This window comes from Paenibacillus tarimensis (assembly GCF_021532315.1).
GTDB classification, from domain to species: domain Bacteria; phylum Bacillota; class Bacilli; order Paenibacillales; family Paenibacillaceae; genus Paenibacillus_I; species Paenibacillus_I tarimensis.
On sequence record NZ_JAKGAO010000004.1, the window covers coordinates 209,548 to 235,091 of the forward strand.

Sequence of the window (25,544 nt, forward strand, 5' to 3'; positions counted from 1 at the left end):
AGCGAACAGTCTTGGCATTGGCTCCTGCCCGATTTGGCATAAAGGAAGTGACATGCATCGTGACGAAAGAGACGAAAGATTTCAGTAAATATTTCGACTTCTCGGGCGCAAAGATCATTTCCGAAGATGAACAAGGCAAGAGAATCAGGATCGGCGGACGAGACATTCACATTATGTCGGAGCCGAACTACCGCCAGGAGAAGCAGCGCGGCAAGGAAGAAGTGCGCGTGCTGTATGACCAGGCGGTGCCAGAGGAGCTGCGTTCTCTCGGAAACGGGAAGCATTACCTTATATATACGTATGGCTGCCAGATGAACGAGCATGATACCGAAGTGATGAAGGGCATGTTCGAACAGATGGGCTATACCGCTACCGAAGACCGGAACCAAGCAGATGTCATCCTGCTGAACACATGCGCTATTCGTGAGAATGCGGAGGACAAGGTATTCGGAGAACTGGGCCATCTCAAGCACCTGAAGACGGAGAAGCCCGGACTTATTCTGGGTGTATGCGGCTGCATGTCCCAGGAAGAGTCGGTAGTCGGACGGATCCTGCAGAAGCATGCCTTTGTCGATTTGATCTTTGGCACACACAATATACACCGGCTGCCGCAGCTTCTGAGTGATGCGCTGTTCAGCAAGGAAATGGTCGTTGAAGTGTGGTCCAAGGAAGGCGATATCATTGAGAATCTGCCGAAGAAACGTGAAGGTATGCGTGCCTGGGTTAATATTATGTACGGCTGTGATAAATTCTGTACGTACTGTATTGTTCCTTATACGCGGGGCAAGGAAAGAAGCCGCAGACCGGAAGACGTTATTGCAGAGGTTCGGGAGCTGGCTCGTCAGGGATATAAGGAAATTACGCTGCTTGGCCAGAATGTGAACGCATACGGCAAGGATTTCGAAGACATTACGTACCGGTTCGGTGACCTGATGGCTGACATTCAGAAGATTGATATCCCGCGCATCCGTTTTACCACCTCTCATCCGCGGGACTTCGATGATCATCTTATTGAAGTGCTTGGCCGCAGAGGAAACCTGGTCGAGCATATCCACCTGCCGGTACAATCGGGCAGTACAGAAATTCTCAAACGGATGAGCCGCAAGTATACGCGTGAGTCCTACCTGGAGCTTGTCCGTAAGATCAAAGCGGTTATACCGGATGTCGTCTTGACATCAGATATTATAGTCGGCTTCCCGGGAGAGACGGAAGAACAGTTCGAGGAAACGCTGTCGCTTGTGCGCGAGGTGGGCTATGATTCGGCTTATACCTTCATCTACTCGCCGAGAGCGGGTACACCTGCTGCCGGCATGGAAGATAACGTGCCGATGGAAGTGAAGAAGCAGCGTCTTCGCCGGCTTAATGATCTGATCGGTGAATTAAGCAGGGAACGGAATGAGCAGCTACGCGGCCAGATCGTAGAGGTTCTGATAGAAGGTGAGAGCAAGAATAATGCCGAGGTGCTTTCCGGCCGTACCCGGACAAACAAGCTGGTTCACATTGAAGGGCCGAAGGAATGGATTGGTCAATTCATTCAGGTACGAGTGACCGAAGCGCAGACCTGGTATATCAAGGCGGAACCGGTTCATCAGCAGACGGCCGAGGCGGTATCCTGATTCCAGGCAGCCTGCGGTAATAGGAGTGTATACATTAATGGCAGAACAAACAGCAAAACAACAAGTGAGCAGCTCGAAGAATGGACAAGAGCATGCACACGGGCATGATTGCGGACATGGTCATGAGGAAGGGCACAGCTGCTCAACGGTACCCGTATTCGATACACGTGATCTTCTGATTCGTGAAGACATTATGGCTAAGGCCAAGGAATTGGCTGAGATGATTTATACCTCCGAGGAGGTTCAGCATTACCGCCGGGCCGAGAAGCAGATTAACGGCAACGAACGGATCCAATCCCTGATCAGCCAAATTAAGAAGAAGCAGAAGGAAATTGTAGCCTTCCAATCATTCCAGAATCAGAAGATGGTGGACAAGATTGAAGGCGAGATCGAGGCTCTGCAGGATGAACTGGATGCGATCCCGATTGTTTCGGATTTTCAGCAGAGCCAGTCCGATATTAACTATCTTCTCCAGCTGGTTATATCGGTTATCCGTGATACGGTAGCCCAGCGGTTGGATGTGGAAAGCGCGAGCGCTCCTGAAACGGAAGACTGCAGCGACTAAAGCATCGGCGCGGTGGGATAGCAGAGGTAAGAAGTAAAACAAAAAGCCGGCTGACCGCCAGGAACTTTGTTCCTTAGGGTCAGCCGGTTTTTGTATGTACTCCACTCCCTTTTTAAGGGGAACATTATTTAACCGGAAGATCCGAACGAAGACCGCTCTTCACGGCTGTCTGCCGCTGCTGAAGGTTCGGTATATAACGGTACATAGCGCCTGTCACAACCGCCGCTAGAACAGCTTTGGCGAGGTCGAACGGTATAAACGGATAACAGGCGAATGCCAAAGACTGCATGATGGTAAATCCTTTTACCGCTGCGTACCAAGGAGCGCCGATGACGTAGCTCGGCAGAATGCCTGCCAGCACGAACACCAGAAACAGAACTATGTAGAACAGGCTGGTGCCAAGCTTGCGCCGGTTGGCGATCGTCTTGCGGACCAGGAACCCGATGAGCAGTGCCTCAATCAGGAAGGCTAGCAGGAAACCTCCTGTCGGACCCATAATTCTGGCAATTCCTCCGTCTCCGCCAATCGGCACACCTACCGCGATCAAAGCAACGATTAATCCCATACTGATAAATCCGTATCGTGCGCCCAAGAATGCGCCTGCAAGCATGACACCCAGGTTTTGCAGGGTAATGGGTACGTCGCTAAAGCCTAATGGGATACGTGTGTACGTGAACGCGACGAACAGGGCGGCAAATAAGGCCGTGTAAACTAGACTGCGAACATTTAATGACATAATTGCACCTTCTCCTTTTATTTGTTAACCTTTAATTATTATATCGGTTAACCAAAATGGATTTTAACACAGGTTTATGGATTCGGGAAGAGGGCCGGTGATATTTCTTGACGATAGCTGAATCACAAGCACTTCAGTTAATAGATGTAAATGTATATCTGTCTGATCAGGCGGACGGCCAGGGTAAGGAAGGGGAACGGGTCCACCTGCTCAGCGCGGTCACGATGGATATTGAGCCGAGTGAGTGGATCCAGCTGGTCGGTCCCAACGGGAGCGGCAAGAGTACGCTCGGCATGCTGCTTGCTGGGCATTCCGAACGAATTGCCCAAGGAAATGCTTCGGCGGAAGGGGTTATGATCCGGGGATTTGCCGGGGAATGGCCGCTTCCCGTCGTTACGCAGGACCCTGAAGCATCGATTGTTGGCCAGACACCGTGGGAGGACCTGATTCTACTGCTGGAGCAGCAGGGAATGGCGACTGATGATGTATTTCTAGCGGCTGAGGAATCCTTGAAACGCTGCAGTCTGTGGGAGCTGCGGGATAGGAAGGTTGAGACGCTCTCTGGCGGCCAGAAGCAGCTTCTGGCGGCTGCCGGCTGTCTGGCCTGCGGTGTTCCCCTTCTGCTGTTTGATGAAGCAGATACGATGCTGGACGCCACATCCATGGAGGCTGTACGCTCAGCGGCGCGAGAGTTATGGAGGAACGGGATGACGATCTTATGGATCTCTCATCGTCTGGACGGGCTGCGGCATACGGACCGGGTCGTCGGCATGGAGAAGGGGCGAATTGTTTATGATGGTCCTGTAGAGGCCTTTTATCAACCCGGCCAAGGGACTGGGCCCTCACCTTGTACACGGCTCGGTTATGAGCCGCCTTATTCCGTTCAGGCAGCCTTGGAGCTCAATAGGCTTGGTTTCCCGCTAACCCCTCTGCCGCTCTCGCCGGTCATGCTGGAAGAGGCGGTGAGAAGCCTTGGCGGCTGATATACGCGTAGAGAATTTAACGGTAACTGCAGATGGCGCTTCTGGAAGCAAGCTGCTGCAGGGGATCAATATTACTTTTCATGCTGGAAGAACGACGTTGATTACAGGAGCCAATGGAGCGGGGAAGACGACATTGCTCGAGTCGATAGCCGGTCTGCGCACTCTGGAATCTGGCACTGTCCGTTACGGAGATTATCCCTTATGGTCCGAGGGCAAGCTCCAGCAGCGCGCTCTGCTGGAATTCGGGATAGCGCAGCAGCGCTCGTCCAGCGGCTGGTTTCGCCAGACCATCCGCGAGGAGCTATCGTACTCGATGCACCCGTATAAGATCGCGGAGGAGCGGCTGGAAGCGCGAATGGTGCGCTGTCTGGAGGAGTTTGGCCTTGAGCCGGCAGAGCAGATGCTGCAGCGTGAGCCATGGTCGCTGAGCGGGGGACAGCAGAGGAGGCTGACGCTGGCCTGTCTGACTGCTGCAGAACCGTCTTGGCTGCTCCTGGATGAACCGACCGCAGGTCTTGATGATGAAGGCATCTCCCTGTTAAGACGGCTCCTGAACAGACAGGCGGAACGGGGAGACGGAGCGGTTATAATCACACATGACCTGGATGCTCTATGGCAGGTCGCAGACGACATTGTTGTGCTTGAAGACGGCCGAATACGCGAAGCGTGCTCAGCGGCCGAGTGGGCGGAGCGATTTTCCCGGGATGAAGAGTATGCTGCAGAAGGAGTGCGGCTGCCAGAATCCGTACGAACGGCTGCACTTCTACGTATTAAGCGTGGGGAGCTTGCAGGGGAGAAGCGAATGGCGGGGACTGCTAAGCCGCTGAGTGCTGCCGAGCTTGCTGCTGTAATTGCCCGAAGGGTGAAGGATGGAAGCGGCGGCAAGATGTATGAGCGGGAAGCAGTTACAGCAGCAGGAGATGCTGGCGGGCAGGCTTATGAAGCAAAATCGCATAGTCATCTGCCAGTGGATAAGACAACTAAGCTGTGGGAACGCTGGTCACAGCGGGATCCTCGCGCCCTATGGCTGGCTTACATACTTGTATCATTCGGCCTGCTGATTCAGCAGACCTGGATCGGTGCAGTGCTTGGATTAGGGGTAGCGGCAGCCGTGGCGGCATGCTTATTTCCGCTGGTGCGGCCCTTCAGAGTATTGATCAAGATGTACCTGGCTGCACTTGTGGTTACACCGGTAATTGCAGGTCTGGAACTAAATCCTCCCGGCTTCTCGCTTGCAGATGCAGAGCCTCCGCTGTTCCGGCTGTTCCGCCTGTTTCAAGTCATGCTGCTGGGTCTTCCTCTGCTTGGGCTCATGACACCCTTCAAGCTGCAGCGGGCAATTGAACAATCACTGCTGGCGCTGCGGCTTAATCCTTCAGCTAGCAGAGCAATCGCGCTGATGATTTCTCTATTATTCCGTTTCATTCCGCTGCTGCTCAGCGAGTGGGCGAGATTTTCCAAGATAGCAGTCGCAAGAGGAAAGCAGGCGGTTATGCCGGGCAAGGTGCCGATACGTATGCTTCATACTGTTATTATTCCCTATATGCATGCGCTATTAAGGATGGCGGATCTGATGTCGAACTCGCTCGAAATCAGAGGCTTCGGGAATATGAAGCGTGTCAAGCGCGCAGTGAAGCTTAAGCTGGATCGCAGGGATGCCGAATTCATTGCTGCGGCAGCAGGAGTTATGCTCCTGCTTTGGAGCGCTGCCTTGCTGCAGCGGTTCCTGTAAGGCATCACACTTATGATGGTTATACAGCGGATAATGAAAGACAGCCAACAAGCGGCGAACCAGCTGCATGTTGGCTGTTTTGTTAATGCTCCGCTGCCTTTCCTCGGAAGGCTGATCTTTAGAACCAGCCCGCCCGCAGGATGATGACAAGCAGGATGAAGAGAACCAGGATAATGCCTGTATCCGTCCAGAGACCGCCGCCGACTGGTACGCATCCTGCAGCCGCGCCTGTTCCGCCAACCGGATATGCCATGGAAAATCCCTCCCCACTCATGTTTGTGTAATCCGGGTCACACAAACACTATATGCGGGAGCCTGCTGCAGGTTTGGACGTATGCCTGTATCAGCCAACTATAGCAATGATGCTTGACCACCTACAATTTTGATCTTCTTCAGCCTGGCCTCCGCATCGACCTCACCACAGCTTCCGACAAGCAGCAGGGAGGAGCCTGCCATTGCGGTTATGCTCACAGTTCCTACCCGGATTGCGTGATTGACATCTGTTTTGAAAAGGGTAACTGTACCAGCCTCGTCAGCAGCTTCGGCTAACGACTCAGGCCACTCCGGCCTTGGCAGCTGGAAGAGAGGGTGAGCGGGAAAATACAGCTCTTCTGCCCAGCCATTGTTTGTTTCATCCAGTACTTCGATTCCTCGAAATCTGGGCTCGAATTGCTCCTGATCGCCTATGCGTACGGCACTGCTTAGTGACACATCAATAATAGACAGCATGCCGATGATCGAGGTTCTGCGCAGTGACATTAGTTGTTGTCCTCCTGAAGATTGTGCAGTGCCTCGGCCCAAAACTGCTCATGCAGCATTTCCAGTGTATCGGCGTTACCTGCTTCCCACTCGTTCATGGATTCCCAGAAGGACATGCTTGTATCGGGAGGATCAAGCTGTTCGTCCAGCGGATCTGGAGCACCTAGCGGAGCCAGCGGTAAGCGTACCAGTGAATCAGCAGGCGAGTCAGAATAGGAATACAGGCTTATCCGATCTGTATCTCCCACCTGAACCAGGGATGAAGATGAAACGTCGACTATTTGTATGGTCCCAACGGTTAGGCTGTGATTTATGATATGTACCTGCATTAGCTGTTCCTCCTTCGTAGTCAGCGGCAATCGGCTGCCGATTGTTAAGGAGTACCGGTTGAACCGTCTTGATTATCATCGGGACTGCTGCCGGCTATCCTATCCTTCAACTTAAGCAGATACAGCCGGATAGCCTGCTTGAGATCACGGATCGTCCGTGACGCGGCTTCCTGCTGCCGGGTTATCGTCCCGGGCACATCGGAATTTGAATCCTCCTGAAGCTTGCTCCAATAGTAGCGGGCTCTTGTTGCGGCCTGGCCTTTGATATCCCGCACAATCAGTCTGCGATGATGCGCGTCAAGTGTTATCTCCTGTTCCTGCTCCAGATGCTCGATATCATGCAGGGCCTGGCTGTCGATGAAGAACGACACGCGCTCTAACACCTCTTGAAACGCTTCTTCCTCCTCTTCATGGACAGGCGGAACAGCCTGCTGGTCGGAGACGCCAGGTTTATCCGGCACCGCCAACTGGTCAATATTCTTTGAAAGCTCGGTTCCTGGCGGAGTCATGCCAATATTTAATGTTCCTTCAAGCTGCTGAATCTTTAGCTGATCAAAATGATATTCCAGCCGCTCTACCGTGTAGAAAGGCTTTCGTTCCAACTCGCTTATTCTTTGCTCAAGTGATGCTATGCGGCTTTCCATTGCTTGAAGCCGGGCTTTCTGTTCCAGAATAACATGATGCATATTGTGCCAGTATTCATACCATGCCGACCACGAAGCTTGAGGATCATGAACCACGTTTATACCTCCTTCTAGGAAGGATTAGGGAGCGGGACCAGCCCTAGGGTTGCAGACTTCGCCAACAGTCCCCCGCTGGCAGAATCAGGTGCTTCGTAGGCATGAGACAGAGCCCTGATTGATCCCGCACTTCCAACCTGCAGAACGGAAGAGTTAGTTATATTATTCACCCGCAGCTGTTGAATGGTAATATGCTGATGCACAGTCAGATTCATGGCAGCTATACCACTTGCGCTTGATTATTGGCACTGTCTTGGACATCGGGGTCCACTGAATTTGTTGCACTTAAGGCATTATTAGCGTTCGTTAATGCTCCTGTCAGAAAGGAGCCTGATCCGGCGTAAGCTTTGGATGTACTGTTGGGAGAGAGTCGCAGCGCATCACCGAATTGAACGATGCCGGAGGAACCGACACTCACTATATTCACATATCCAACAATTGCAGGCATTGATACACCTCATTTCCGGCTTGGTGCCGATATTCAAGACTTATACTAACTATATGCAGGCAGTAGCCCAACAGTTCCAGTATTGGCGGGATTAATAGGCTTGGTGCGTATGTCCCTGTAGTTCCCGTCCGCAGCAAGTCAGAATAAACTATTCTTGTCGTTAATGATGAATGGACAGGAACAGAGGTGAGGATTTATGCCGGAAAAGGATCAGAAGGCGGGCGGCAGCCCGCTAGATTTTAACCGTATAGAGGAGTGGCTGGAGCATCAGGGATTACTTAAGGGGCTCGGTATGTTCAGCTCTGCGGACTGGATTAATGAGATGGTAGGCAGGGCAGTGAGCGGCTCGCTCCCCAAGAAGCCTAGTGCTATGAACGGTAAGATGCGCCCCTCCGAGAAGCAGCCTGATGTTTTTGAAACCCACCGTTTTGTTATCGTTAAGTTCCAGCTGGCAAGAGATACCGACTTTTCGGCAATTCGGGTTTTTGTCCGGCCGGACCGGGTAAAATTGTCTGGAATGCCGGAGGGGGATCTTAACACTGATTTGCCTAGGCTAGTCGTCCCATCAAGTGCAAGAGCGTTATACAGCTCAGGTGTGCTTCAGATCAAGATTAAGAAGAGACGTATGGACACTGGTTATGTAGAAGTTGGAATTCGTTTCGAGTAGTGAAGATATTGTGGACAACCGCACAAGTTTTTTGCCAAATTATTGTGTACATGCTGGCGGTTCACAGGCATTTCCCTTATAATGCAAATTATAAAAACCTGTACCGGGTAAGGGAGTGTTGAAGCTGTGTCGCTCGTGGATGTTAGTGATGTTTCCGCCGGCCTGTTTATAACAGGGGCGGTCTTTATACTGCTTATTTTCTCGCTTCTCAGTCTTGGCATACTGCGTATGTTTCAGCTGCGGTATAAGGCGGGCTGGATCTCCTTCGCAGGGGCGGTCGTAAGCTCAATTGTATTCGGGTTTATCCTGGACCGTTGGTTCATGTAGCCGGCGCCCAAGCAGGAAACGAACTGAGGAACAGACGACAGACAGCCCCCGTGTGATGTCCCTGGTTAAAGGGACACCTTCACGGGGGCTGTCTGCGGTTACGCTATGCAGGGCTAAACCCCGGAATACTCAGGAGTAGGTGTAGGCTCACCGGATTCTGCATACCTCGCATCGATATACTGTCTGATTTCGGGAATGGACAATCCTTCCTTCTGCTTCATAACAGCGGTAAATGCAATGTCCAGACATGTGCCGCAGCGGGTTCCATGATCATCCCATACAATGGCTCCGTCTTCACTCGCTTCATAGATGAAGCAGTTCCGGCTGCTGATGTGGCCTGCTATAGAACCGCACCCACAATAACATGGAATCCAATCGAGGAGGTCGGAGTGTTCTGCCGCAAGGCGGTATACATTCACAAGCTCCTCAGGCTTGGCATTCAAGAAGGAGGGGAGCTCGTCTGCAGACGCTGTTGCTTCCCGAAGATCTCCGTTAGCTGCAGTATGGCTTTGGTGATGCTCCGCATGATGTCCAGCTGTTTCTGAAGGCTGTTCCGGCTGGCTGGGATTGCTTCCCCCACAGGCGGAAATCAGAAGGATAAGTACAAGGGCTGCAGAGATGCCCGAAAATTTCATTCTCACTTACGTTCAACTCCTAACATTGTGATGTATAATACAATTTTACTATGTTGACCGTCTAGCCGGTATTCGAATAATTGTCCAAAATGTGAACTGCACAGACAAGCGTTCGCTGGTTAGAAGGTTAATCGGGAAAAGGATGGGATCTGATGTATACACTGCTCTGGTTTGGTTGTAATATCTGTTTTGTTGCTCTGCTGATTCTCTTCTTGTTTCAAAACCGCAGCTATCAGGAGGCTCGCAGCAGCGGCGATACTGGGAGGGCGGCGGTGCTTAACCGGCGGCGGCTGCTGTCTGGCATGATGGCGGTTGTCGCCTTTGTGGCGATGGCAGCTGTCCTGCTGATCGACATGCACTTGAATGGTTAACGGCTAGCCCTGGAATCTACATTTCATACTTTTTAATACTTTTTTACGCAACTTTTACGTTTCCAGGGCGTTTAAGGGATAGGTCTGCACAACAGGGAAGCGAGCACGGCAAGATGGAGTCCTTGAAGCTTACTAGCGAATGGGGCTTGCGATCTAGAGAAATCAGAAGGTGAAGGAGACGAAGCATGAAATCGTTGAAATGGTTATTGGTATTATCGCTGCTTATTATTTCGGTACAACTCTCTTCAGCAGAACCAGCTGCTGCACGCAGTGGCGGGAGTATCCTGCAGATGAAGAAAAATAGTGACGTGCTCTTCTTTAACGGCAATGAAATGAAAGCTGCCCAGCCGGTCACTATTATTGAGGGCTCGGCATACCTGCCGCTGCGCGGCATCGCGGCCCCTTTTGGCTACACGTTATCATACGATAAGAAGACAAGGGAATCGGTGGCGAAGGGCGGATCGAAGGAAATCCGTTTCAAGGCAGGAAGTTCGGTCATTAAGATTAACGGCGCCAGTGTGCAGGGTCCTGGACCTGCATATAACCAGAAGGGATTCCTCATGGTTCCGATTCGCATGTGGTCCAACCTCACTGGCAGCACAATCACGGCCAAGAGCGGGAATATCACAATTACCTGGAGTACGGTTCCCGTTGCAACCTTCAAGGTGAGCCCGGACATCATCTACGCAGGTCAAACGAAGGTAACTTTCGAGGACTTGTCATCCAGCAATGGTCCTTACAAGATTATAGACGAACGCTGGGAAGGCCGGCAGGAATACTACGAGTCGGCGGGCTCTTATGTTATCACCAGATGGGTAATGGACGAGAACGGGACATGGAGTGAGCCTTACAGTGTTACGATTACCGTTCGTACACCGAATCAGCCGCCGGTAGCGGATTTTGCAACAGAGAAGCCAACCTACAGAATTGGTGAGCAGGTAACCTATATAGACCGGAGCTATGACGATGAGAACGCAATCACCCGCAGAGAGTGGACGGGTAACGAGCCGGTGTTCTTCGAGCCAGGTGAGAAGCGCGTCACACTGGAGGTTGAGGATCAGCACGGGATGGTTAACGTTGTGACCAAGCTCGTGACAGTCACGGAGGAAGTATTGTACACCCGTGAAGAATATAACCAGCTGTATACGCCGGCTGGTGCCAAGTACGAGATCAACGGTGCTAAAGTGCTGGACTATGAGATAGTAAAACACAGCTTCCACAACGAACCGTCGCAAATGGTGCGCAGTAACAGTCCCGAGCAGTGGCTCACGACTGGCATTGCCTATCAGGATGATTTGACTGGCAAGACAAGATTCATGTTCCACAACCGGAACAGCACAGGTTACAATGTCAAGATGTATCTGCTTGCGACGAACATTAACGGCACGGTGGCCCAGGTGGGTACCGGACCAATCGGCATCGGCGGTCCGACAACCTATGTGTCGACAGCCGGCCGCCAATCTGTCACACGCTATCTGCAGGCCTTGAACGAAAATGCCCCTTATACGTATGAGTCCTTGCGGCCGGGCGAGACGAAGATAGTAGCATCCGATTTGGCCAAGGCGCCTATCAAGGATACTCAAGTCTTTTCAGCACATGTCGACATGATGTCGGACCAGCCGATCCGCTATCAGATTGTAGTGGTGCGGGAGAACGAGGATCCGGTTACAGCAGTAAAATCAATGCAGCTCATGTCGCGAGATGAGCACCATGTACGTGGAACCTTCTATAATGCGGAACGGGTAATTGATGGCGCAGAGGTCGACGGATTAGGCAGGAAGCCTCAGCGTATCGTGCTTGGTGATAAGAAAGTTGATACCTACCTTGACGGCATCGATAACACTACTGGAGGACTGGAGTGGAATACGGGTAACTTTGGCGTCCTTTATAAGATGAAGCTCACCAATGTTGCTCCACGGACTCTAATTGGGATTAATGCTCGAGGCGGCCACTATGCAGGCGCATTCTCCGTAAACGGGAAAGTGGTAGGAGCGCCGCAGACAGGCATCTTGAATAACAACGGGGAAACCGTCGTGCTGCACCGCACAGGTAATGTCCCTGAAACGGTTGAGATTATGTTCGTATTGGCCTCCGGAAGCAATTTGCCAATCAATATGCTGTTTACCCCGCTGCCGGATATCCGGTGGTAGACATCTGATTACAGGACTCATTTCACCCCTGATTCCGACTGTGGAATCAGGGGTTTTATCTTTTGCGCAGCGGTCTTAAAGAATTGACGGGACGAGCTTTTTGCGGCATGATGATATCATTATAGCGCCGGAGGTAAGATGAGATGCAGACTGATGAAATCATCCGGTTGATGTCCGAGGCGGGGCTGCGTATCACTGATCAGCGCAGGACGCTGGCGAAGCTGTTTGCAGATGCACCGGGATATTTATCGCCCAAGGATGTATACGACCACATGGGTCATTATTATACAGGATTAAGCTTTGATACAGTCTACCGGAACCTCAGGGTCCTGGATGAGCTGGGGGTGCTGGAGCAGGTTATGTTTGAAGAAGGTGTAAAGTTCAAGGTGCACTGCCGCGAAGCCCACCATCATCATCACTTGATCTGCCTGAGCTGCGGGAAGACTTACCCGATCACCCTATGCCCGATGGAAATGACGCAGGTTCCAGAGGAATTCAAGGTCGTGAAGCATAAATTTGAAGTGTTCGGCTACTGTAAAGACTGCTCGGCAGAAGCAGAAACGGCGGCGGCCGGCTCAGACAGCTAGGGAGGTGTCTTTTCCAGGATGCGCAAAGTGCTGCAAGGTCCGGTCCGTTTTTACCGCTCATTCATATCGCCATTGAAGCCGCCGACCTGCCGTTTCTATCCGACCTGCTCCGCTTATGCGCTGGAGGCGCTGGAGACACACGGAGCGCTGCGGGGGAGCTGGCTGTCCATCAAGCGGATTTGCCGCTGTCATCCGTTCCATCCGGGGGGAATCGATCCCGTTCCTCCGAAGGCTTCTAAACCTTGACAATACGGGATCAATTAGGTACGATTCTGTCAGGATAATTGTTGAATAACCAGTAGACCAATGAACGGATGAGTACACGGTGATTGCCCTTTTCAGAGAGCCGGATAAGCTGTGAACCGGTAAGGAGCGGCTGTGGAAGATGGTCCCGGAGGTATTCCGGCTGAGCTATGTCCCAAGTAAGGGCGGCAAAGCGGAACGTCAGGCCGCGTTACAGGTCCTTGCCGCTGTTGGGCGGCATGAATGAAGCTTCCCCGCGCCCTATGCGCCTGGAAGGAATTTGGGTGGTACCACGTGAGCCAAGCTCTCGTCCCATACGGGCGGGGGCTTTTTTGTGCTTCATCGGGTTTTTGAACCTGAACAATTAAGAGGAGGAATGACTGGATGACGGCAAACAAGAGCTTTTACATTACGACACCAATCTACTATCCAAGCGATAAGCTGCACATCGGACATGCTTATACGACGGTGGCTGGCGATGCTATGGCAAGATACAAGAGGCTGCGCGGGTACAATGTGTGGTACTTGACAGGGACTGATGAGCACGGGCAGAAGATTGAACGGAAGGCCAAGGAGAAGGATCAGACACCACAGCAGTTCGTCGATGGCATCGTCGAAGGAATTAAGGACCTATGGAAGAAGCTGGACATCTCCAACGATGATTTTATCCGTACGACCGAACCAAGGCACAAGCAAGTAGTGGAGAAAATTTTCACACGACTGCTGGAGCAGGACGATATCTACAAGGGAACCTATGAAGGCTGGTACTGTACGCCTTGTGAATCCTTCTTCCTGGAAAGACAGCTTGAGAGCGGAAACTGCCCGGATTGCGGTCGTGGTGTGGAGCTGGTCAAAGAAGAGAGCTACTTCTTCCGGATGAGCAAGTATGCGGACCAATTGCTGAAGTATTACGAAGAGAATCCGGGCTTCATTCAGCCGGAATCGCGCCGCAACGAGATGATCAACAACTTTATTAAGCCGGGATTGGAAGATCTGGCTGTATCACGTACAACGTTCGATTGGGGGGTAAAGGTACCGGGTGATCCAAAGCATGTTATTTATGTCTGGATCGACGCCTTGTCTAATTATATTACCGCACTTGGCTACGGGTCGGAGGACAGCAGTAAATATGAAACGTACTGGCCTGCTGATGTCCAGCTGGTCGGTAAGGAAATCGTCCGCTTCCATACGATCTACTGGCCGATTATGCTCATGGCGCTGGGCCTGCCGCTGCCGAAGAAAGTCTTTGCTCACGGCTGGCTGCTGATGAAGGATGGCAAGATGTCCAAGTCCAAAGGCAATGTGGTGGATCCGAATCTGCTGATTGACCGTTACGGCCTGGATGCTGTCCGCTATTATTTGCTGCGGGAAGTTCCTTTCGGTGCAGACGGGACATTTACGCCAGAGAATTTTGTAGAGCGGATTAACTTTGATCTTGCCAACGATCTTGGCAACCTGCTGAACCGGACGGTAGCTATGATTGACAAGTATTTTGACGGTGAAATTCCTGCCTACGAAGGCAGCGTAACTTCCTTTGACGCCGTGCTGAGTGAAATGTCTGCCGAAACAGTTGCGGGCGTTGAGCGTGCGATGGATCAGATGGAGTTCTCGGTGGCACTTGCTTCGATCTGGCAGCTGGTGAGCCGGACGAATAAATATATTGATGAGACTCAGCCGTGGGTACTGGCCAAGGAGGAGACGACAAGACGCGAACTGGCATCTGTCATGGCACATCTTGCGGAATCGCTGCGAATCATCTCTATTCTGATTCAGCCATTCCTAACCAAAGCGCCTTCAGCGATCTGGCGTCAGCTGGGTATTGGACCAGGCGAGCTTACGACTTGGGAGAGCACGAAGCGTTTCGGCAGCCTGGCGGCCGGTACGAAGGTAAACAAGGAGCAAGCGCTGTTCCCGCGTCTTGAGGTAGCCGACGAGGTTCAGTATATCGCCAGCTCCATGACAGGCGGCCAGCCGCAGGCTGCGGCTGAGCCAGCTTCCATGAGCGGGGCAGCGCAGCCAGAGGCAGCATCGGCTCCGGAGATTGAAGGTCTGCCGGAGATCGGGATTGACGACTTTGCCAAGGTGGAGCTTCGCGTGGCTCAGGTGCTCGAGGCAGAGCCCGTCAAGAAGGCGGATAAGCTTCTGAAGCTGCAGCTTGATCTTGGGTTTGAACGCCGCCAGGTTGTATCCGGCATTGCGAAGCATTATAAGCCCGAGGACCTTATCGGCCGCAAGGTTATCTGCGTAACTAATCTGAAGCCGGTCAAGCTCCGCGGGGAGCTGTCTCAGGGAATGATTCTCGCAGCGTCCCAGGGTGACCAACTGACAGTGGCAACGGTACCGGACAGCATGCCGAACGGCGCTATTGTGAAGTAACGAGGTTATAAGCAGTCCCGTCTCATAAACACGGGGCTGCTTTTTTATGCAGCTTTAATGACTAATTCGGCCAGCACAGCTCATGACAGGGTTATAATCGGATAGGCATTGACAGCTATTCCACCCGGCTATATAATCATAAACGTAATTGTAACGATTACGAAGAAGAGATTATACGCGAAGCGGGGATTAAACGAATGAATCTATTTTTACGAGTAAAGGGCAAGCGTGAGTGGAAAGCTGCAAAGAACCGGTTGATCCGTACAGGGGGGCTGCTGCTGCTGGCTTCGATACTGCTGTTGACAGCTGCTTGCTCTGGCGGCAACAAGGCTTCAAATGACGATCCTGATAAATTGAACATTGTCACAAGCTTTTATCCCTTATATTTTCTTGCAAGTGAAATCGGCGGCGACCGGGTCGATGTCATGAATCTTATTCCTGCTGGTATAGAGCCTCACGATTGGACGCCGAAGAGCCAGGATTTGACGAAAGCGTCAAACGCCGCGCTGTTCATCTATAATGGAGCCGGGCTTGAAGGCTGGGTAGATGATTTTCTGCAGGGACTGGGTAACAATCACAAGGTGGCAACACTGGAGGCAAGCAAGGGAATAGCTCTGATTGGCGGTAATCCGGAAGAGGGTCATGACCACGAGGAAGAGCATGCGCAAGAGGCTGAGAGTGAAGCGGAGCACGGCCATGAGGAAGAGCATGCACATGAGACGGGGAGTGAAGCGGAGCACGGCCACGAGGAAGAGCATGAGGCTGAGGGTGAAGCGGAACAAGGCCATGAGGAAGAGCATGCCGCCGAGGCGGAAGCAGGCCATAACCACTCGCTGGATAAAGATCCGCATACCTGGGTCAGCCCGAAGTCGGCCGTTAAGATGGCAGAGAATATTAAGGACAGCCTGGTGAAGATCGACTCGGCCAACGCGTCCGAATACGAGGCAAACTTTGAGGATTTAATCGGTCGCCTGAAGGAGCTTGACCAGAAGTTCACAGAGGAGCTGTCAGGGCTGCCAAAGAAAGATATTGTCGTATCCCACCAGGCATTTGGTTATCTGTGCAGAGACTACGGCCTGAACCAGATTGCCATCATGGGCCTGTCACCGGATGCTGAGCCGAAGGCACAGGATATAATCCGTATCGCAAACTATGTGAAAGAGAACGATATTCAGTATATCTTCTTCGAAGAAATGGTTTCATCGACACTGGCAGATACGTTAGCGAACGAAGCGAAGGTGGATACGCTAGTTCTGAACCCAATTGAAGGCTTAACGCCTGAGCAGGAGGCCAAAGGGGACAATTACTTCACGCTGATGGAGACAAACTTGCAAAATTTAAAGAAGGCATTACAATAATATAGACTACGCAAGTCTGCCAGGCGCCTGCTTAAGGCCCCTGGCAGCTTCTATTGAAGGAGGGTGGACGGTAATGAAGGATGAGGTCAGGATCAGTCCTTCGGCTGGCTGTCACCAGGAAATTATAACGCTGGAGGATGTATCATTCGGTTACGATCATAACCGGGTTATACAAGGGCTTAACCTGTCTGTCAGAGAGCGGGATTTTGTCGGGTTGATCGGCTCCAATGGTGCGGGCAAGACGACTCTGCTAAAGATGATTGTAGGGCTGCTCAAGCCAAAGTCGGGGACGGTGTCTCTGTTCGGCAAACCGGTTAACGGCTTTGACCACTGGGAGAAGATTGGCTATGTGCCGCAAAAAAATTCCTTCAATCCACTTTTTCCTGCTACAGTTCGCGAGGTTGTCTTGTCCGGTCTGTACAGCAGGCGCAAGCTGTTCCGGCGGATCAGCAGAACAGATCAGATCAAATGCGACGATGCCCTGCAGGCCATGCGGATTGAGGATCTGGCCGGCAAACGGATCGGTATGCTGTCAGGCGGGCAGCAGCAGCGGGTTTTTCTCGCTAGAGCGCTTATCAATAACCCGGCACTGCTAATATTGGATGAGCCGACGGTTGGCATAGATGCTGAAACGCAGGAAAACTTCTTCCATATGATTCAGCACATGCACAAGCATCATAATATTACATTCTTAATGGTTTCCCACGAAATGGAACGGATGCGTGCTTACTTAGGCGACCATCCGGTTCAAGAGAGCGGGAAATTAAAGTTTTATGTACGTCATTCTCATGATGTGGAAAACTGTGTGGAATCCGATTTGACACACAGCCTCAAGGGGCTCCGTCATACCATGGAACAGCAGCTTGCGCATTCATAATATACTCACCCGAGGACAGCAGCTTCCGACTAACAGAGTCTGCGTCCGGTTAGGAAGGAAGGCATTATTCCATTGGAACTGTTAACAAGTGAATTTTTTCAGCGCGCGCTGCTCGGCGGTGTGCTGATTGGGATAACGGCACCGTTAATGGGCCTTTTTCTCGTTTTAAGGCGGCTAGCCATGATTGGCGATACGCTGGCTCATGTATCAATAGCCGGTGTAGCGTTAGGCTTTCTGGTCGGCGCATACCCGCTTGGGGTAGGATTATTATTTGCATTAGCGGCTTCTTTCGCGATTGAAAAGCTGCGCAAGGCTTACAAAACGTACGCAGAGCTGTCTATTGCCATCATCATGTCAGGCGGTGTTGCACTGGCTTCCTTGCTGTTCTCTCTTGGAAGAGGATTTAGTGTCAATATAGACAGCTACTTATTTGGCAGTATTTATACACTGAACGATACAGACCTGTTGGTAATCGGGGCAGTAACACTGGTAGTGATCGGAGCCATCGTAATGCAGTTCAAGGAGATGTTCCTCATGACCTTTGACGAGGATGCGGCGGCTGTTAACGGCCTTCCGACGCGATATTTTAATCTGATGATCAGCGTGCTTACAGCTCTCGTGATTAGTGTATCGATTAAAATTGTCGGGGCCTTGCTGATATCCGCGCTGCTCACTATCCCGACAGCCTGCAGCCTGATTGTGGCCCGCAGCTTCAAACAGTCTGTTGTGCTGGTCGTACTGGTGGCTGAATCGGCTGTTATTGCCGGTCTCATGATGGCGGGGTTTTGGAACCTGGCTCCGGGCGCGACAATAGTACTGCTCCTCATCGCCATTATGCTGGTGCTGATGATCGGGAAAGCCGCAGTGAAGAGATAAAAAGGGAGGTAAACGATGACTGATGTTAATATATGGCTGGCGTTTGGCGCAGGCTTTGCTTCTTTTGTCTCACCATGCTGCCTGCCGCTTTACCCATCCTATCTGTCGTATATTACCGGCATATCTGTCAGCGAGCTCAAGGATGAGAACAAGCCGAAGCAAGTCAGGCTCCGTACGATGTCTCACACGCTGTTCTTCATCCTGGGCTTCTCGCTGCTGTTTTATACGCTGGGTTACGGGGTTAACGCCTTCGCAGACTTTTTCAGTGACTACCAGGAACTGATCCGGCGTTTGTCCGCTATTCTGATCATGCTGATGGGACTGTTTTTGCTTGGCGTTTTTCAACCGCAGCTCCTGATGAAGGAGTTAAAGCTTGACCTTCGGACAGGTAAAACGGGATACATAAGTTCTTTTATATTTGGAATTGGTTTCTCGGCCGGCTGGTCGCCCTGTATTGGACCCATCCTTGCTGCTATTCTTGGCCTGCAGGCCACCTCGCCAGGCTCATGGTTTTCCATGACAACTGCATACGCATTGGGCTTTGCCATACCTTTCTTTATCCTGGCCTTCTTCTTAGGCTCTGCCCGGGCTATACTGAAGTATTCTAACCGGATCATGAAGGTAGGCGGAGTGGTGATGATCGTCATGGGGATTCTGCTGTTTACCGATCAGATGACAAGAATCACCGTTTGGCTGAACGGAATCACCCCAGAATGGCTTAAGTTTTGAGAATATTCTAGGTAAAATAGTCGATATTCGCATCGGGAAAATGTTCAAATATGCGCTCTGAGATATACATGCGGAGCGCATACGCTTGTTCATCGGGATAGACATACTTCCCTTGTCCCCATCGCCCCCATTTGTATTTCCGCTTCTCGATATCCATCTCCAGCTTAGTCTTCGGATACCGCTTTTCAATGACGGACTTCGCCGTTTTGGTAAACCGGTGCTGTATGAGCTCAAAGGTCAGTCCGCCAGATGCTTCTCTGGGCAGAGCCTTTGCCAGCGAGTCCAGCAGTTCGCCATATCCTTCTTCCCAGTTGTCATGCCAGATAATCGGAGCAATAATAAAGCCTAACGGGTAGCCGGCCCCCGCGACCTTCGCTGCTGCTTCTATACGCTGTTCAAAGCTGGAGGTTGCAGGCTCGAAATTCTTGATGACATATTTACTGTTGACGCTGAACCGGATCCGGGTGTTGCCGTTATGCGTAAGCCCCAGAAGCGAGTCTACATGGTGAAATTTGGTAACAAAACGTAGCCGGCCCAACGGCTGCTCAGCCATAAATTCAATCAGCTCAGCGAGACTGCCGGTGATTGGTTCAAGTCCTACGGGATCTGATGTACATGCGGCTTCGAACCGGGTGATCTCGGGAGCCCGTTCCTCGATATACCCCTTGGCTGCTTCCATGATATCGTCCGTATTTACGTATACGCGGATATACGGCTTGGCACCGAGAGTTGTCTGCAGGTAGCAGTAGTGGCAGTGTCCCATACAGCCTGTTGCGATTGGAATGGCGTACTCGGCCGATGGCTTGGAGGTATCGAACTTCAGGGTTTTGCGAATACCGACAACCAGCGTCCTTTTGGCAATTTTGTATTGTTCAAGCTCTGACTCGCCAGGCAGGTTGGTAATCCGGTTATGGGAGGTCGTCATACGATACGGAATACCGGTTTCCTTGACCCAGTCAAATATTCGCTGTCCTTTGGGGTAATCAAGGGCATTAGGTTCAAAATAAACGAGCTCCGGCACAAAGGATCCCTTCGTGCGGGCAGGGCGTTCCATGGTTGTTGTGCTCATTGGCGGCACCTCCGGGTGGTGTGAATTTGTGAGTGGTCCAGCTTATTCGATAAAGGTTAGTCTATGGAATCAGACGCCTGTTCATCACAGGTAAGATCATGCTCGTCTGAGTTAATGGTGGCGATTCAGGACAGGGTATGGTACAATGAATACTTGTTCAACGAGAGCCGTATCGGTTAATCAAGGGGGATCTTTCAATGCCGACACCGAGCATGGAAGACTATCTGGAGCGAATATATAAGCTGATCGACGAGAAGGGCTATGCGCGTGTGTCCGATATCGCCGAAGGCTTGGAGGTTCACCCGTCTTCGGTTACGAAGATGATCCAGAAGCTCGACAAGGATAACTACCTGATTTACGAAAAATATAGAGGACTTGTACTAACCAGTAAAGGGAAGAAGATGGGCAAACGCCTCGTAGACCGCCATCAGCTGCTGGAGTCCTTTCTCGAAATGATTGGTGTTCCTGAGGAGACGATCTACAAGGATGTAGAAGGTATTGAACATCACCTGAGCTGGGATTCGATTACCTGCATTGAAACACTAGTGGAGTATTTTAACCGTGACAAGACAAGGCTGGAGGTATTGGCAGCCATCCGCAAGGAGCTTGAAAGTGAATAAAGACCGGGTACGCAAACGAGCGTGCCCGGTTTTCTTTATTATAAATTCTTACATATCGTCCTGGCTTCTCTGCATATCGTGAACCGATGCCTAATCTCTTAATACAGGTTCAGCGGATCGGAGAGACATAGCTGACATGAAAATTAATGCAGTATTTGAGGGCGGGGGAGTCAAGGGCATCGCCTTGGCCGGGGCCGTGTATGCTGCTGAGCAGAGAGGGATTGCCTTCAACAGGATGGCGGGCACCTCGTCGGGCTCCATTGTGGCTTCGTTACTGGCTGCCGGGTATAATGCGGTCGAACTTAAGACAATCATCGGACAGACGCCTTACCGCCAATTTCTGAAGCGGAGCCGACTGAGCAGCGTCAAATATATCGGGCCGGCAATGAGGCTGCTGGTAAGGAAAGGGCTCTACTCGGGTGAGGCGCTGGAATCCTGGATGAGGAGGCTGCTTCTTGAACGGGGAGTTAGGACCTTTGAGGACCTGCCTAAGGGCAAGCTGACCATTGTCGCCTCGGATATATCCAATGGGCGAATTCTTGTCCTGCCGGATGACATGGTGATGTACGGGGGAAATCCCATGAAGATGGAGATTGCGCGTGCGGTAAGGATGAGTACGAGCATACCCTTTTTCTTTGATCCGGTCATCCTTCGGTTGAAGCTGCCGTTACAGAAGCCGGTAAGAGGAGAGCTGTCCTTCAAGCACCGATTCGCTTACATTGTTGACGGAGGCCTGCTCAGCAACTTTCCGCTGTGGCTGTTCGAGGGGACGGAGGATGGCAAGCTTGCAGCAGGCGGAGGGGTAGTTACGATCGGATTTCAACTGGTTGGCAAAAATGAAAACGAACCGCGGGAAATCCGCGGTCCGATATCCATGTTCCAAGCGATATTCGAGACAATGATGCAGGCGCATGACGAGCGCTACATCGAGAAGCAGTACCGAAGCCGAACGGTGAAGATACCTACTCTTGGCGTTCGGTCCACCCAATTTGATCTTAACAAGGAGTTAAGCGAGAAGCTGTTTAACGCGGGTTTCAGTCAAGCAGATACCTTCTTTGACCGATATTTCCCGCTTAACTAATGGTATTTCGGCAAATTGTCGTCGTCCTTGCCGCCTTCAATAACGCGGAAGGGGACTGGCTTGCGGCTGCGGGTGCTGCTCTTGGACCGGCTGCTGGCAGATGTTTTGCGTACAGCCGGTTTCCCGCGCCGGGCGCCTCCTGGCGGGAATTTGTAGAGCAGGAAGACGGTGCCGAAGATGAGCAGCGGGATCAACAGCTGAATCGGATTATAAGTTAAATCTTCAATTAGCCCGATGATGATTAACGCAAGCAGTACAATCATCAACGGATTCCATTTTCTACGCAAGGCGATCCATCCTTTCCAAATGGAACTTCAGCTGCTCTAAAATCTGCAAGAAACGAAAGTTAAACCACCTTGACGGCAGCAGACTGTCCGTCCAGCTCGCGCATGCGGTTGAAGGAGGCGATCGATACAGCGACCTGATCGTCTGTCGGCTCCTTAGTGGTTAGCAGCTGGAGCCAGAGCCCCGGATAGCCCAGATAACGCAGCACGGGTGTATCGCGAAGGGCATTGGTGAAACGAAGCACTTCATACGAAAGCCCAAGCACGAGAGGCAGGAGCAGCAGCCGGATGTACACTCTTTCCCATAAACTGTCCCAAGTAAAGAAGGAGTATACGATGACCCCGACAATGACCGATAAAATGATGAAGCTGCTGCCGCAGCGGTAATGAAGACGCGTGAACTTTTGCACGTTGCTGACCGTCAATTCTACACCGGCCTCATACGCGCTGATGACCTTATGTTCAGCTCCATGATACTGAAACAGCCGCTTGATCAGCGGGGTCATAGAAATAACATACAGATAGGTGAGCAGGAACAATATTTTTATTGCGCCTTCAATAAAGTTATGCACAATGACATTTTCAAATGCTTTGCCGAACAGCAGCTCCTCCACGATGGCCGGGACTGCCGTGAATACGACCTTGCCGACTACGAAGGAAATGATGCCTGCGATGGCAACCCCGAAGAGCATCGATAAGCTCCAGCCGGATTTAGGTTCACCGCTCGCCGCCTGCTTGCTATCCTTTGCCGCTCCTTCCTCTCCCGCTTCATCCTCCGCATAAGCCTCTATGGAAAAATTAAGATGCTGCGACCCTTTGGCACTCGACTCGGCGATGCCCACAACCCCGCGAATCAGCGGGATCTTCTTGAGTGAGCGGACCCAGTTGGCAGAAGTCTTGGGCACCTCATAAAAAACAATTTCGTCGTTCTTCCGCCTTACGGCGGTTACGTTAACGTTCTTGCCTGCGAACATGACGCCTTCGATTACTGCTTGTCCGCCATAGATGTTTCTTGCTTCTTGAGACAACTCGTGCTCCACCTTCCTTGTTCGGTCTGATTGTCCTGCGCCAGGAAACGGCGCCTATCATTATTTTACTTGATTTAGCAGTGGATTGCTACCGCCAGCCGAGCCGCTTTAGCCGCTGTTTGAAGGAAAGACCTCCTGCATATACTAAAGCCCGTAAACTTACCCTTAAGCTGGAGGATGATGTGACGGATGTCCAAGTTATTGATGCAGGTTCGCAAGAAAAAACAGGCGGAGCGTACCAACCCTTGGCTGTATTGTCTTGAGATAGGCTTTTTTGCCGGTCTGATTTGGGGATTGCTGCACTGGCTGCTATACTCGTTGTCATTTACCAAAGTGATACCGGGTTATCTCGCCGAGCCGTTTTTCCGCAGAACCTTTCTGGTCACGTACTGGGGTCATGCGATGGGAATTATGATGTATATCGGATTCTCCGTTGCTGCTGCCCTGCTGTATTACCTGCTGCTGGGACGGTTTAAGGGTCCTTGGCCGGGTCTTATCTACGGAGGCGCCTGGTATGGCGGGGTCATTATTATCGGCGCTCCGGCTCTTAAGATTATTGGGCCGCCAAATGTAATCGGATGGAACACATTGTTCACGATGCTCAGCATTTACCTGCTGTGGGGACTGTTCATTGGTTTTTCTATCGCATTTGAATATCATAGCGAAGCCGGCCGGGAACCGATGACCATTCATTAAGAGCTCTTCTCAAGGTGCAGCAGATTATGGTAAAATGTCATGTAATCTTTTTACGTAATCGCTATTAATCGCCGACCGGAGGTGGCCTTATGGCCAGGGTGCTCGTTATAAACGGACCGAACTTGAATATGCTTGGCGTTCGCGAGCCAGGTGTATATGGCAGCCGGACGCTGTCAGACATTGAGAACATGCTGAGGGAACAGGCGGCCGGGTTGAAGCTGGAGCTGGAGTTTTGCCAATCCAACCATGAGGGTGTGCTAATTGACCGGATTCATGCCGCCTATGGAACGATGGACGGAATCCTGATTAACCCGGGCGCTTTGACACACTACAGCTATGCGCTTAGAGATGCACTCAGCTCGGTGGGGCTGCCGGTTGTAGAAGTTCATATGTCCAATATACATAAGCGGGAGCCTTTTCGGCACGTGTCCGTCATTGCTCCGGTTGCGGCTGGACAGATTGCAGGCTTTGGGGCAAACAGCTACACGCTTGGTCTCCAGGCGCTGGTTGACGTAATCAGGCAGTAACGCGGCAATAGCCAGCATAACCTGCATATTTAGAGGAGGGAAGAGCAATGAAACAACGGATCGACAAGCTGAGAGCCAAGCTGGAAAATCTCGGACTTGACGCGATACTGGTTGCATCGGATGTCAACCGAGCCTACTTGAGCGGATTTACCGGATCAGCAGGCATGCTGCTCATAACCGGGACGAGCAGCTACCTGCTGACCGATTTCCGGTATATGACGCAAGCGCCCGAACAGGCGAAGGATTATAAGGTTGTGGAGCATGCGCAGAACTGGCTGGATACGGTTAAGGAGCTGGCTGGGAATGAGCAGATCACTAAGCTCGGTTTTGAAGAAAATCATGTCGTGCATGCGGATTACCTGGCTTGGTCTGAAGCGCTTGCACCGGTTACACTCCATCCGACAGGCGGGGTAGTTGAAGATCTGCGTATAATCAAGGAGCCGGGTGAGATTGTGATTATGCAGGAAGCCTGCGAACTGGCAGACGCAGCATTCAAGCATATCCTTGGTTTTATTGAAACCGGGCGTACCGAGCTTGAGCTTTCCCTGGAGCTGGAGTGGTTTATGAGGCGCAACGGCGCTTCCGCCGTATCGTTCACAACAATCGTCGCCTCGGGTGAGCGTTCCGCATTGCCTCATGGGGTAGCGAGCAGCCGGAAAATCGGGCGAGATGAGTTTATCAAGTTTGATTTCGGCGCGTTGTACAAGGGATATTGTTCGGATATTACCCGCACAGTAGTTTACGGGACGCCATCAGACAAGCATAAGGAAATTTATAATATCGTCCTGGAGGCCCAGCTGTATGCGCTGGAGCATATTAAGCCGGGAATGACAGGCAGGGAAGCGGATGCCTTGACGAGGGATATCATAACACGGTATGGTTATGGAGAGTTTTTTGGACACGGCACAGGCCATGGTCTAGGCATGGAGATTCATGAAGCTCCGCGGCTATCCCTGAAGAGCGATACGATTTTAACACCCGGCATGACGGTTACGGTCGAACCAGGCATCTACATACCGCAGTTCGGCGGCGTCAGGATCGAGGACGACATTGTCATTACCGATACCGGGATTAAAATATTAACCTCATCCCCGAAAGAGCTGACCGTTCTGGGTTAAGGTCCATGATGCAGATT

The 25,544-nt window shown here is 51.6% G+C and carries 31 protein-coding genes; 20 read left to right on the forward strand and 11 right to left on the reverse strand.

Translation table 11 applies throughout. The features are described from left to right. Positions 1–59: 59 nt before the first annotated feature. Both miaB and L1N82_RS02130 read left to right on the forward strand, forming a co-directional pair. Positions 60–1,616, forward strand: a complete 1,557-nt coding sequence (gene miaB, locus L1N82_RS02125) for a tRNA (N6-isopentenyl adenosine(37)-C2)-methylthiotransferase MiaB (protein ID WP_235285684.1) — start codon at positions 60–62, stop codon at positions 1,614–1,616. 37 nt (positions 1,617–1,653) lie between these two features. Further along, a complete protein-coding gene (locus tag L1N82_RS02130) occupies positions 1,654–2,181 on the forward strand; it encodes a RicAFT regulatory complex protein RicA family protein (protein ID WP_235285685.1) in 528 nt (175 codons plus the stop codon). A gap of 124 nt (positions 2,182–2,305) precedes the next feature. On the opposite strand, the gene L1N82_RS02135 is transcribed toward L1N82_RS02130, so the two are convergent. Further along, the gene (locus L1N82_RS02135; protein ID WP_235285686.1) at positions 2,306–2,917 is read right to left on the reverse strand and encodes a biotin transporter BioY; all 612 of its coding nucleotides are present in this window, start codon (positions 2,915–2,917) and stop codon (positions 2,306–2,308) included. Between the two features lie 107 nt (positions 2,918–3,024). On the opposite strand from L1N82_RS02135, the gene L1N82_RS02140 reads away from it, so the two are divergent. Further along, positions 3,025–3,900 carry an ABC transporter ATP-binding protein gene (locus L1N82_RS02140; RefSeq protein WP_235285687.1) on the forward strand — a complete coding sequence of 292 codons (876 nt, stop codon included), beginning with the start codon at positions 3,025–3,027 and terminating at the stop codon, positions 3,898–3,900. Continuing rightward, complete coding sequence (locus L1N82_RS02145) at positions 3,890–5,632, forward strand: ATP-binding cassette domain-containing protein (protein ID WP_235285688.1); 1,743 nt, start codon at positions 3,890–3,892, stop codon at positions 5,630–5,632. The genes L1N82_RS02140 and L1N82_RS02145 overlap by 11 nt, the downstream gene beginning before the upstream one ends. A gap of 118 nt (positions 5,633–5,750) precedes the next feature. Here L1N82_RS02145 and L1N82_RS02150 read toward each other — a convergent pair whose 3' ends face one another. The 6 genes from L1N82_RS02150 to L1N82_RS02175 form a co-directional block, all read right to left on the reverse strand. Further along, positions 5,751–5,885, reverse strand: coding sequence for a YjcZ family sporulation protein (locus tag L1N82_RS02150; RefSeq protein ID WP_235285689.1), 135 nt, complete (start codon positions 5,883–5,885; stop codon positions 5,751–5,753). Positions 5,886–5,983: 98 nt separating this feature from the next. Continuing rightward, positions 5,984–6,391, reverse strand: coding sequence for a spore germination protein GerPE (locus tag L1N82_RS02155; RefSeq protein WP_235285690.1), 408 nt, complete (start codon positions 6,389–6,391; stop codon positions 5,984–5,986). Further along, positions 6,391–6,720 carry a hypothetical protein gene (locus L1N82_RS02160; RefSeq protein WP_235285691.1) on the reverse strand — a complete coding sequence of 110 codons (330 nt, stop codon included), beginning with the start codon at positions 6,718–6,720 and terminating at the stop codon, positions 6,391–6,393. Before L1N82_RS02160 ends, L1N82_RS02155 begins: the two co-directional genes overlap by 1 nt. A 44-nt stretch (positions 6,721–6,764) precedes the next feature. After that, positions 6,765–7,460 (reverse strand): spore germination protein GerPC, encoded by a 696-nt coding sequence (gerPC, locus tag L1N82_RS02165; protein WP_235285692.1) that lies wholly within the window; start codon positions 7,458–7,460, stop codon positions 6,765–6,767. Between the two features lie 14 nt (positions 7,461–7,474). After that, positions 7,475–7,675 (reverse strand): spore germination protein GerPB, encoded by a 201-nt coding sequence (locus L1N82_RS02170; protein ID WP_235285693.1) that lies wholly within the window; start codon positions 7,673–7,675, stop codon positions 7,475–7,477. A 5-nt stretch (positions 7,676–7,680) separates the two neighbouring features. Next, entirely contained in the window at positions 7,681–7,908 is a 228-nt protein-coding gene (locus L1N82_RS02175; protein WP_235285694.1) for a spore germination protein, read from the reverse strand. Between the two features lie 196 nt (positions 7,909–8,104). On the opposite strand from L1N82_RS02175, the gene L1N82_RS02180 reads away from it, so the two are divergent. Next, complete coding sequence (locus tag L1N82_RS02180; RefSeq protein WP_235285695.1) at positions 8,105–8,575, forward strand: hypothetical protein; 471 nt, start codon at positions 8,105–8,107, stop codon at positions 8,573–8,575. A gap of 126 nt (positions 8,576–8,701) precedes the next feature. Further along, positions 8,702–8,902, forward strand: coding sequence for a hypothetical protein (locus L1N82_RS02185; RefSeq protein ID WP_235285696.1), 201 nt, complete (start codon positions 8,702–8,704; stop codon positions 8,900–8,902). Positions 8,903–9,015: 113 nt separating this feature from the next. Here the strand turns inward: L1N82_RS02185 and L1N82_RS02190 are convergent, their stop codons facing one another. Then, entirely contained in the window at positions 9,016–9,537 is a 522-nt protein-coding gene (locus L1N82_RS02190; protein ID WP_235286141.1) for a PCYCGC domain-containing protein, read from the reverse strand. Between the two features lie 152 nt (positions 9,538–9,689). Here L1N82_RS02190 and L1N82_RS02195 point away from each other — a divergent pair, with 152 nt between their 5' ends. The 9 genes from L1N82_RS02195 to L1N82_RS02235 all read left to right on the forward strand — a co-directional run bounded on the left by L1N82_RS02195 (position 9,690) and on the right by L1N82_RS02235 (position 19,104). Next, positions 9,690–9,908: a hypothetical protein gene (locus L1N82_RS02195; protein WP_235285697.1), complete on the forward strand. Its 219-nt coding sequence runs from the start codon at positions 9,690–9,692 to the stop codon at positions 9,906–9,908. 185 nt (positions 9,909–10,093) lie between these two features. Continuing rightward, positions 10,094–12,058: a stalk domain-containing protein gene (locus L1N82_RS02200; RefSeq protein WP_235285698.1), complete on the forward strand. Its 1,965-nt coding sequence runs from the start codon at positions 10,094–10,096 to the stop codon at positions 12,056–12,058. Positions 12,059–12,201: 143 nt separating this feature from the next. Beyond that, positions 12,202–12,645 (forward strand): Fur family transcriptional regulator, encoded by a 444-nt coding sequence (locus tag L1N82_RS02205; RefSeq protein ID WP_235285699.1) that lies wholly within the window; start codon positions 12,202–12,204, stop codon positions 12,643–12,645. Between the two features lie 18 nt (positions 12,646–12,663). Further along, positions 12,664–12,891 (forward strand): membrane protein insertion efficiency factor YidD, encoded by a 228-nt coding sequence (yidD, locus tag L1N82_RS02210; protein WP_111149081.1) that lies wholly within the window; start codon positions 12,664–12,666, stop codon positions 12,889–12,891. A gap of 381 nt (positions 12,892–13,272) precedes the next feature. Further along, a complete protein-coding gene (gene metG / locus L1N82_RS02215; protein WP_235285700.1) occupies positions 13,273–15,264 on the forward strand; it encodes a methionine--tRNA ligase in 1,992 nt (663 codons plus the stop codon). A gap of 197 nt (positions 15,265–15,461) precedes the next feature. Beyond that, positions 15,462–16,622, forward strand: coding sequence for a metal ABC transporter solute-binding protein, Zn/Mn family (locus tag L1N82_RS02220; protein WP_235285701.1), 1,161 nt, complete (start codon positions 15,462–15,464; stop codon positions 16,620–16,622). Positions 16,623–16,695: 73 nt separating this feature from the next. Beyond that, positions 16,696–17,499: a metal ABC transporter ATP-binding protein gene (locus L1N82_RS02225; protein ID WP_235285702.1), complete on the forward strand. Its 804-nt coding sequence runs from the start codon at positions 16,696–16,698 to the stop codon at positions 17,497–17,499. 72 nt (positions 17,500–17,571) lie between these two features. Beyond that, positions 17,572–18,375 (forward strand): metal ABC transporter permease, encoded by an 804-nt coding sequence (locus tag L1N82_RS02230; RefSeq protein WP_235285703.1) that lies wholly within the window; start codon positions 17,572–17,574, stop codon positions 18,373–18,375. 15 nt (positions 18,376–18,390) lie between these two features. Beyond that, positions 18,391–19,104, forward strand: a complete 714-nt coding sequence (locus L1N82_RS02235; RefSeq protein WP_235285704.1) for a cytochrome c biogenesis CcdA family protein — start codon at positions 18,391–18,393, stop codon at positions 19,102–19,104. 7 nt (positions 19,105–19,111) lie between these two features. Here L1N82_RS02235 and splB read toward each other — a convergent pair whose 3' ends face one another. Next, positions 19,112–20,173: a spore photoproduct lyase gene (gene splB, locus L1N82_RS02240; RefSeq protein WP_235285705.1), complete on the reverse strand. Its 1,062-nt coding sequence runs from the start codon at positions 20,171–20,173 to the stop codon at positions 19,112–19,114. A 197-nt stretch (positions 20,174–20,370) separates the two neighbouring features. Here splB and mntR point away from each other — a divergent pair, with 197 nt between their 5' ends. Beyond that, positions 20,371–20,793 carry a transcriptional regulator MntR gene (gene mntR / locus L1N82_RS02245; RefSeq protein ID WP_235285706.1) on the forward strand — a complete coding sequence of 141 codons (423 nt, stop codon included), beginning with the start codon at positions 20,371–20,373 and terminating at the stop codon, positions 20,791–20,793. 136 nt (positions 20,794–20,929) lie between these two features. Beyond that, entirely contained in the window at positions 20,930–21,874 is a 945-nt protein-coding gene (locus L1N82_RS02250) for a patatin-like phospholipase family protein (RefSeq protein WP_235285707.1), read from the forward strand. On the opposite strand, the gene L1N82_RS02255 is transcribed toward L1N82_RS02250, so the two are convergent. Together L1N82_RS02255 and L1N82_RS02260 are read right to left on the reverse strand one after the other, a co-directional pair. Next, the gene (locus tag L1N82_RS02255; protein WP_235285708.1) at positions 21,871–22,161 is read right to left on the reverse strand and encodes a hypothetical protein; all 291 of its coding nucleotides are present in this window, start codon (positions 22,159–22,161) and stop codon (positions 21,871–21,873) included. The two genes, L1N82_RS02250 and L1N82_RS02255, sit on opposite strands and share 4 nt — an antisense overlap. A 59-nt stretch (positions 22,162–22,220) precedes the next feature. Next, positions 22,221–23,132 (reverse strand): DUF1385 domain-containing protein, encoded by a 912-nt coding sequence (locus L1N82_RS02260; RefSeq protein ID WP_407946678.1) that lies wholly within the window; start codon positions 23,130–23,132, stop codon positions 22,221–22,223. Between the two features lie 243 nt (positions 23,133–23,375). Here L1N82_RS02260 and L1N82_RS02265 point away from each other — a divergent pair, with 243 nt between their 5' ends. The 3 genes from L1N82_RS02265 (at position 23,376) to L1N82_RS02275 (ending at position 25,527) form a co-directional block, all read left to right on the forward strand. Next, a complete protein-coding gene (locus L1N82_RS02265) occupies positions 23,376–23,882 on the forward strand; it encodes a YqhR family membrane protein (RefSeq protein WP_235285710.1) in 507 nt (168 codons plus the stop codon). An 89-nt stretch (positions 23,883–23,971) separates the two neighbouring features. Beyond that, entirely contained in the window at positions 23,972–24,409 is a 438-nt protein-coding gene (gene aroQ / locus L1N82_RS02270) for a type II 3-dehydroquinate dehydratase (protein ID WP_235285711.1), read from the forward strand. Positions 24,410–24,456: 47 nt separating this feature from the next. After that, positions 24,457–25,527, forward strand: coding sequence for a M24 family metallopeptidase (locus tag L1N82_RS02275; RefSeq protein WP_235285712.1), 1,071 nt, complete (start codon positions 24,457–24,459; stop codon positions 25,525–25,527). Positions 25,528–25,544: the final 17 nt, after the last annotated feature.

Coding starts and splice junctions, on each gene's coding strand:
- metG (WP_235285700.1), top strand. CDS start 13,273: ATGACGGCAAACAAGAGCTTTTACATTACGACACCAATCTACTATCCA.
- L1N82_RS02175 (WP_235285694.1), bottom strand. CDS start 7,908: ATGCCTGCAATTGTTGGATATGTGAATATAGTGAGTGTCGGTTCCTCC.
- L1N82_RS02250 (WP_235285707.1), top strand. CDS start 20,930: ATGAAAATTAATGCAGTATTTGAGGGCGGGGGAGTCAAGGGCATCGCC.
- L1N82_RS02220 (WP_235285701.1), top strand. CDS start 15,462: ATGAATCTATTTTTACGAGTAAAGGGCAAGCGTGAGTGGAAAGCTGCA.
- aroQ (WP_235285711.1), top strand. CDS start 23,972: ATGGCCAGGGTGCTCGTTATAAACGGACCGAACTTGAATATGCTTGGC.
- L1N82_RS02265 (WP_235285710.1), top strand. CDS start 23,376: ATGTCCAAGTTATTGATGCAGGTTCGCAAGAAAAAACAGGCGGAGCGT.
- mntR (WP_235285706.1), top strand. CDS start 20,371: ATGCCGACACCGAGCATGGAAGACTATCTGGAGCGAATATATAAGCTG.
- L1N82_RS02155 (WP_235285690.1), bottom strand. CDS start 6,391: ATGTCACTGCGCAGAACCTCGATCATCGGCATGCTGTCTATTATTGAT.
- L1N82_RS02180 (WP_235285695.1), top strand. CDS start 8,105: ATGCCGGAAAAGGATCAGAAGGCGGGCGGCAGCCCGCTAGATTTTAAC.
- L1N82_RS02225 (WP_235285702.1), top strand. CDS start 16,696: ATGAAGGATGAGGTCAGGATCAGTCCTTCGGCTGGCTGTCACCAGGAA.
- L1N82_RS02195 (WP_235285697.1), top strand. CDS start 9,690: ATGTATACACTGCTCTGGTTTGGTTGTAATATCTGTTTTGTTGCTCTG.
- L1N82_RS02135 (WP_235285686.1), bottom strand. CDS start 2,917: ATGTCATTAAATGTTCGCAGTCTAGTTTACACGGCCTTATTTGCCGCC.
- L1N82_RS02275 (WP_235285712.1), top strand. CDS start 24,457: ATGAAACAACGGATCGACAAGCTGAGAGCCAAGCTGGAAAATCTCGGA.
- L1N82_RS02150 (WP_235285689.1), bottom strand. CDS start 5,885: ATGGCATATCCGGTTGGCGGAACAGGCGCGGCTGCAGGATGCGTACCA.
- L1N82_RS02260 (WP_407946678.1), bottom strand. CDS start 23,132: ATGTTCGCAGGCAAGAACGTTAACGTAACCGCCGTAAGGCGGAAGAAC.
- L1N82_RS02200 (WP_235285698.1), top strand. CDS start 10,094: ATGAAATCGTTGAAATGGTTATTGGTATTATCGCTGCTTATTATTTCG.
- L1N82_RS02170 (WP_235285693.1), bottom strand. CDS start 7,675: ATGAATCTGACTGTGCATCAGCATATTACCATTCAACAGCTGCGGGTG.
- splB (WP_235285705.1), bottom strand. CDS start 20,173: ATGAGCACAACAACCATGGAACGCCCTGCCCGCACGAAGGGATCCTTT.
- L1N82_RS02190 (WP_235286141.1), bottom strand. CDS start 9,537: ATGAAATTTTCGGGCATCTCTGCAGCCCTTGTACTTATCCTTCTGATT.
- L1N82_RS02205 (WP_235285699.1), top strand. CDS start 12,202: ATGCAGACTGATGAAATCATCCGGTTGATGTCCGAGGCGGGGCTGCGT.
- L1N82_RS02160 (WP_235285691.1), bottom strand. CDS start 6,720: ATGCAGGTACATATCATAAATCACAGCCTAACCGTTGGGACCATACAA.
- L1N82_RS02235 (WP_235285704.1), top strand. CDS start 18,391: ATGACTGATGTTAATATATGGCTGGCGTTTGGCGCAGGCTTTGCTTCT.
- yidD (WP_111149081.1), top strand. CDS start 12,664: ATGCGCAAAGTGCTGCAAGGTCCGGTCCGTTTTTACCGCTCATTCATA.
- L1N82_RS02130 (WP_235285685.1), top strand. CDS start 1,654: ATGGCAGAACAAACAGCAAAACAACAAGTGAGCAGCTCGAAGAATGGA.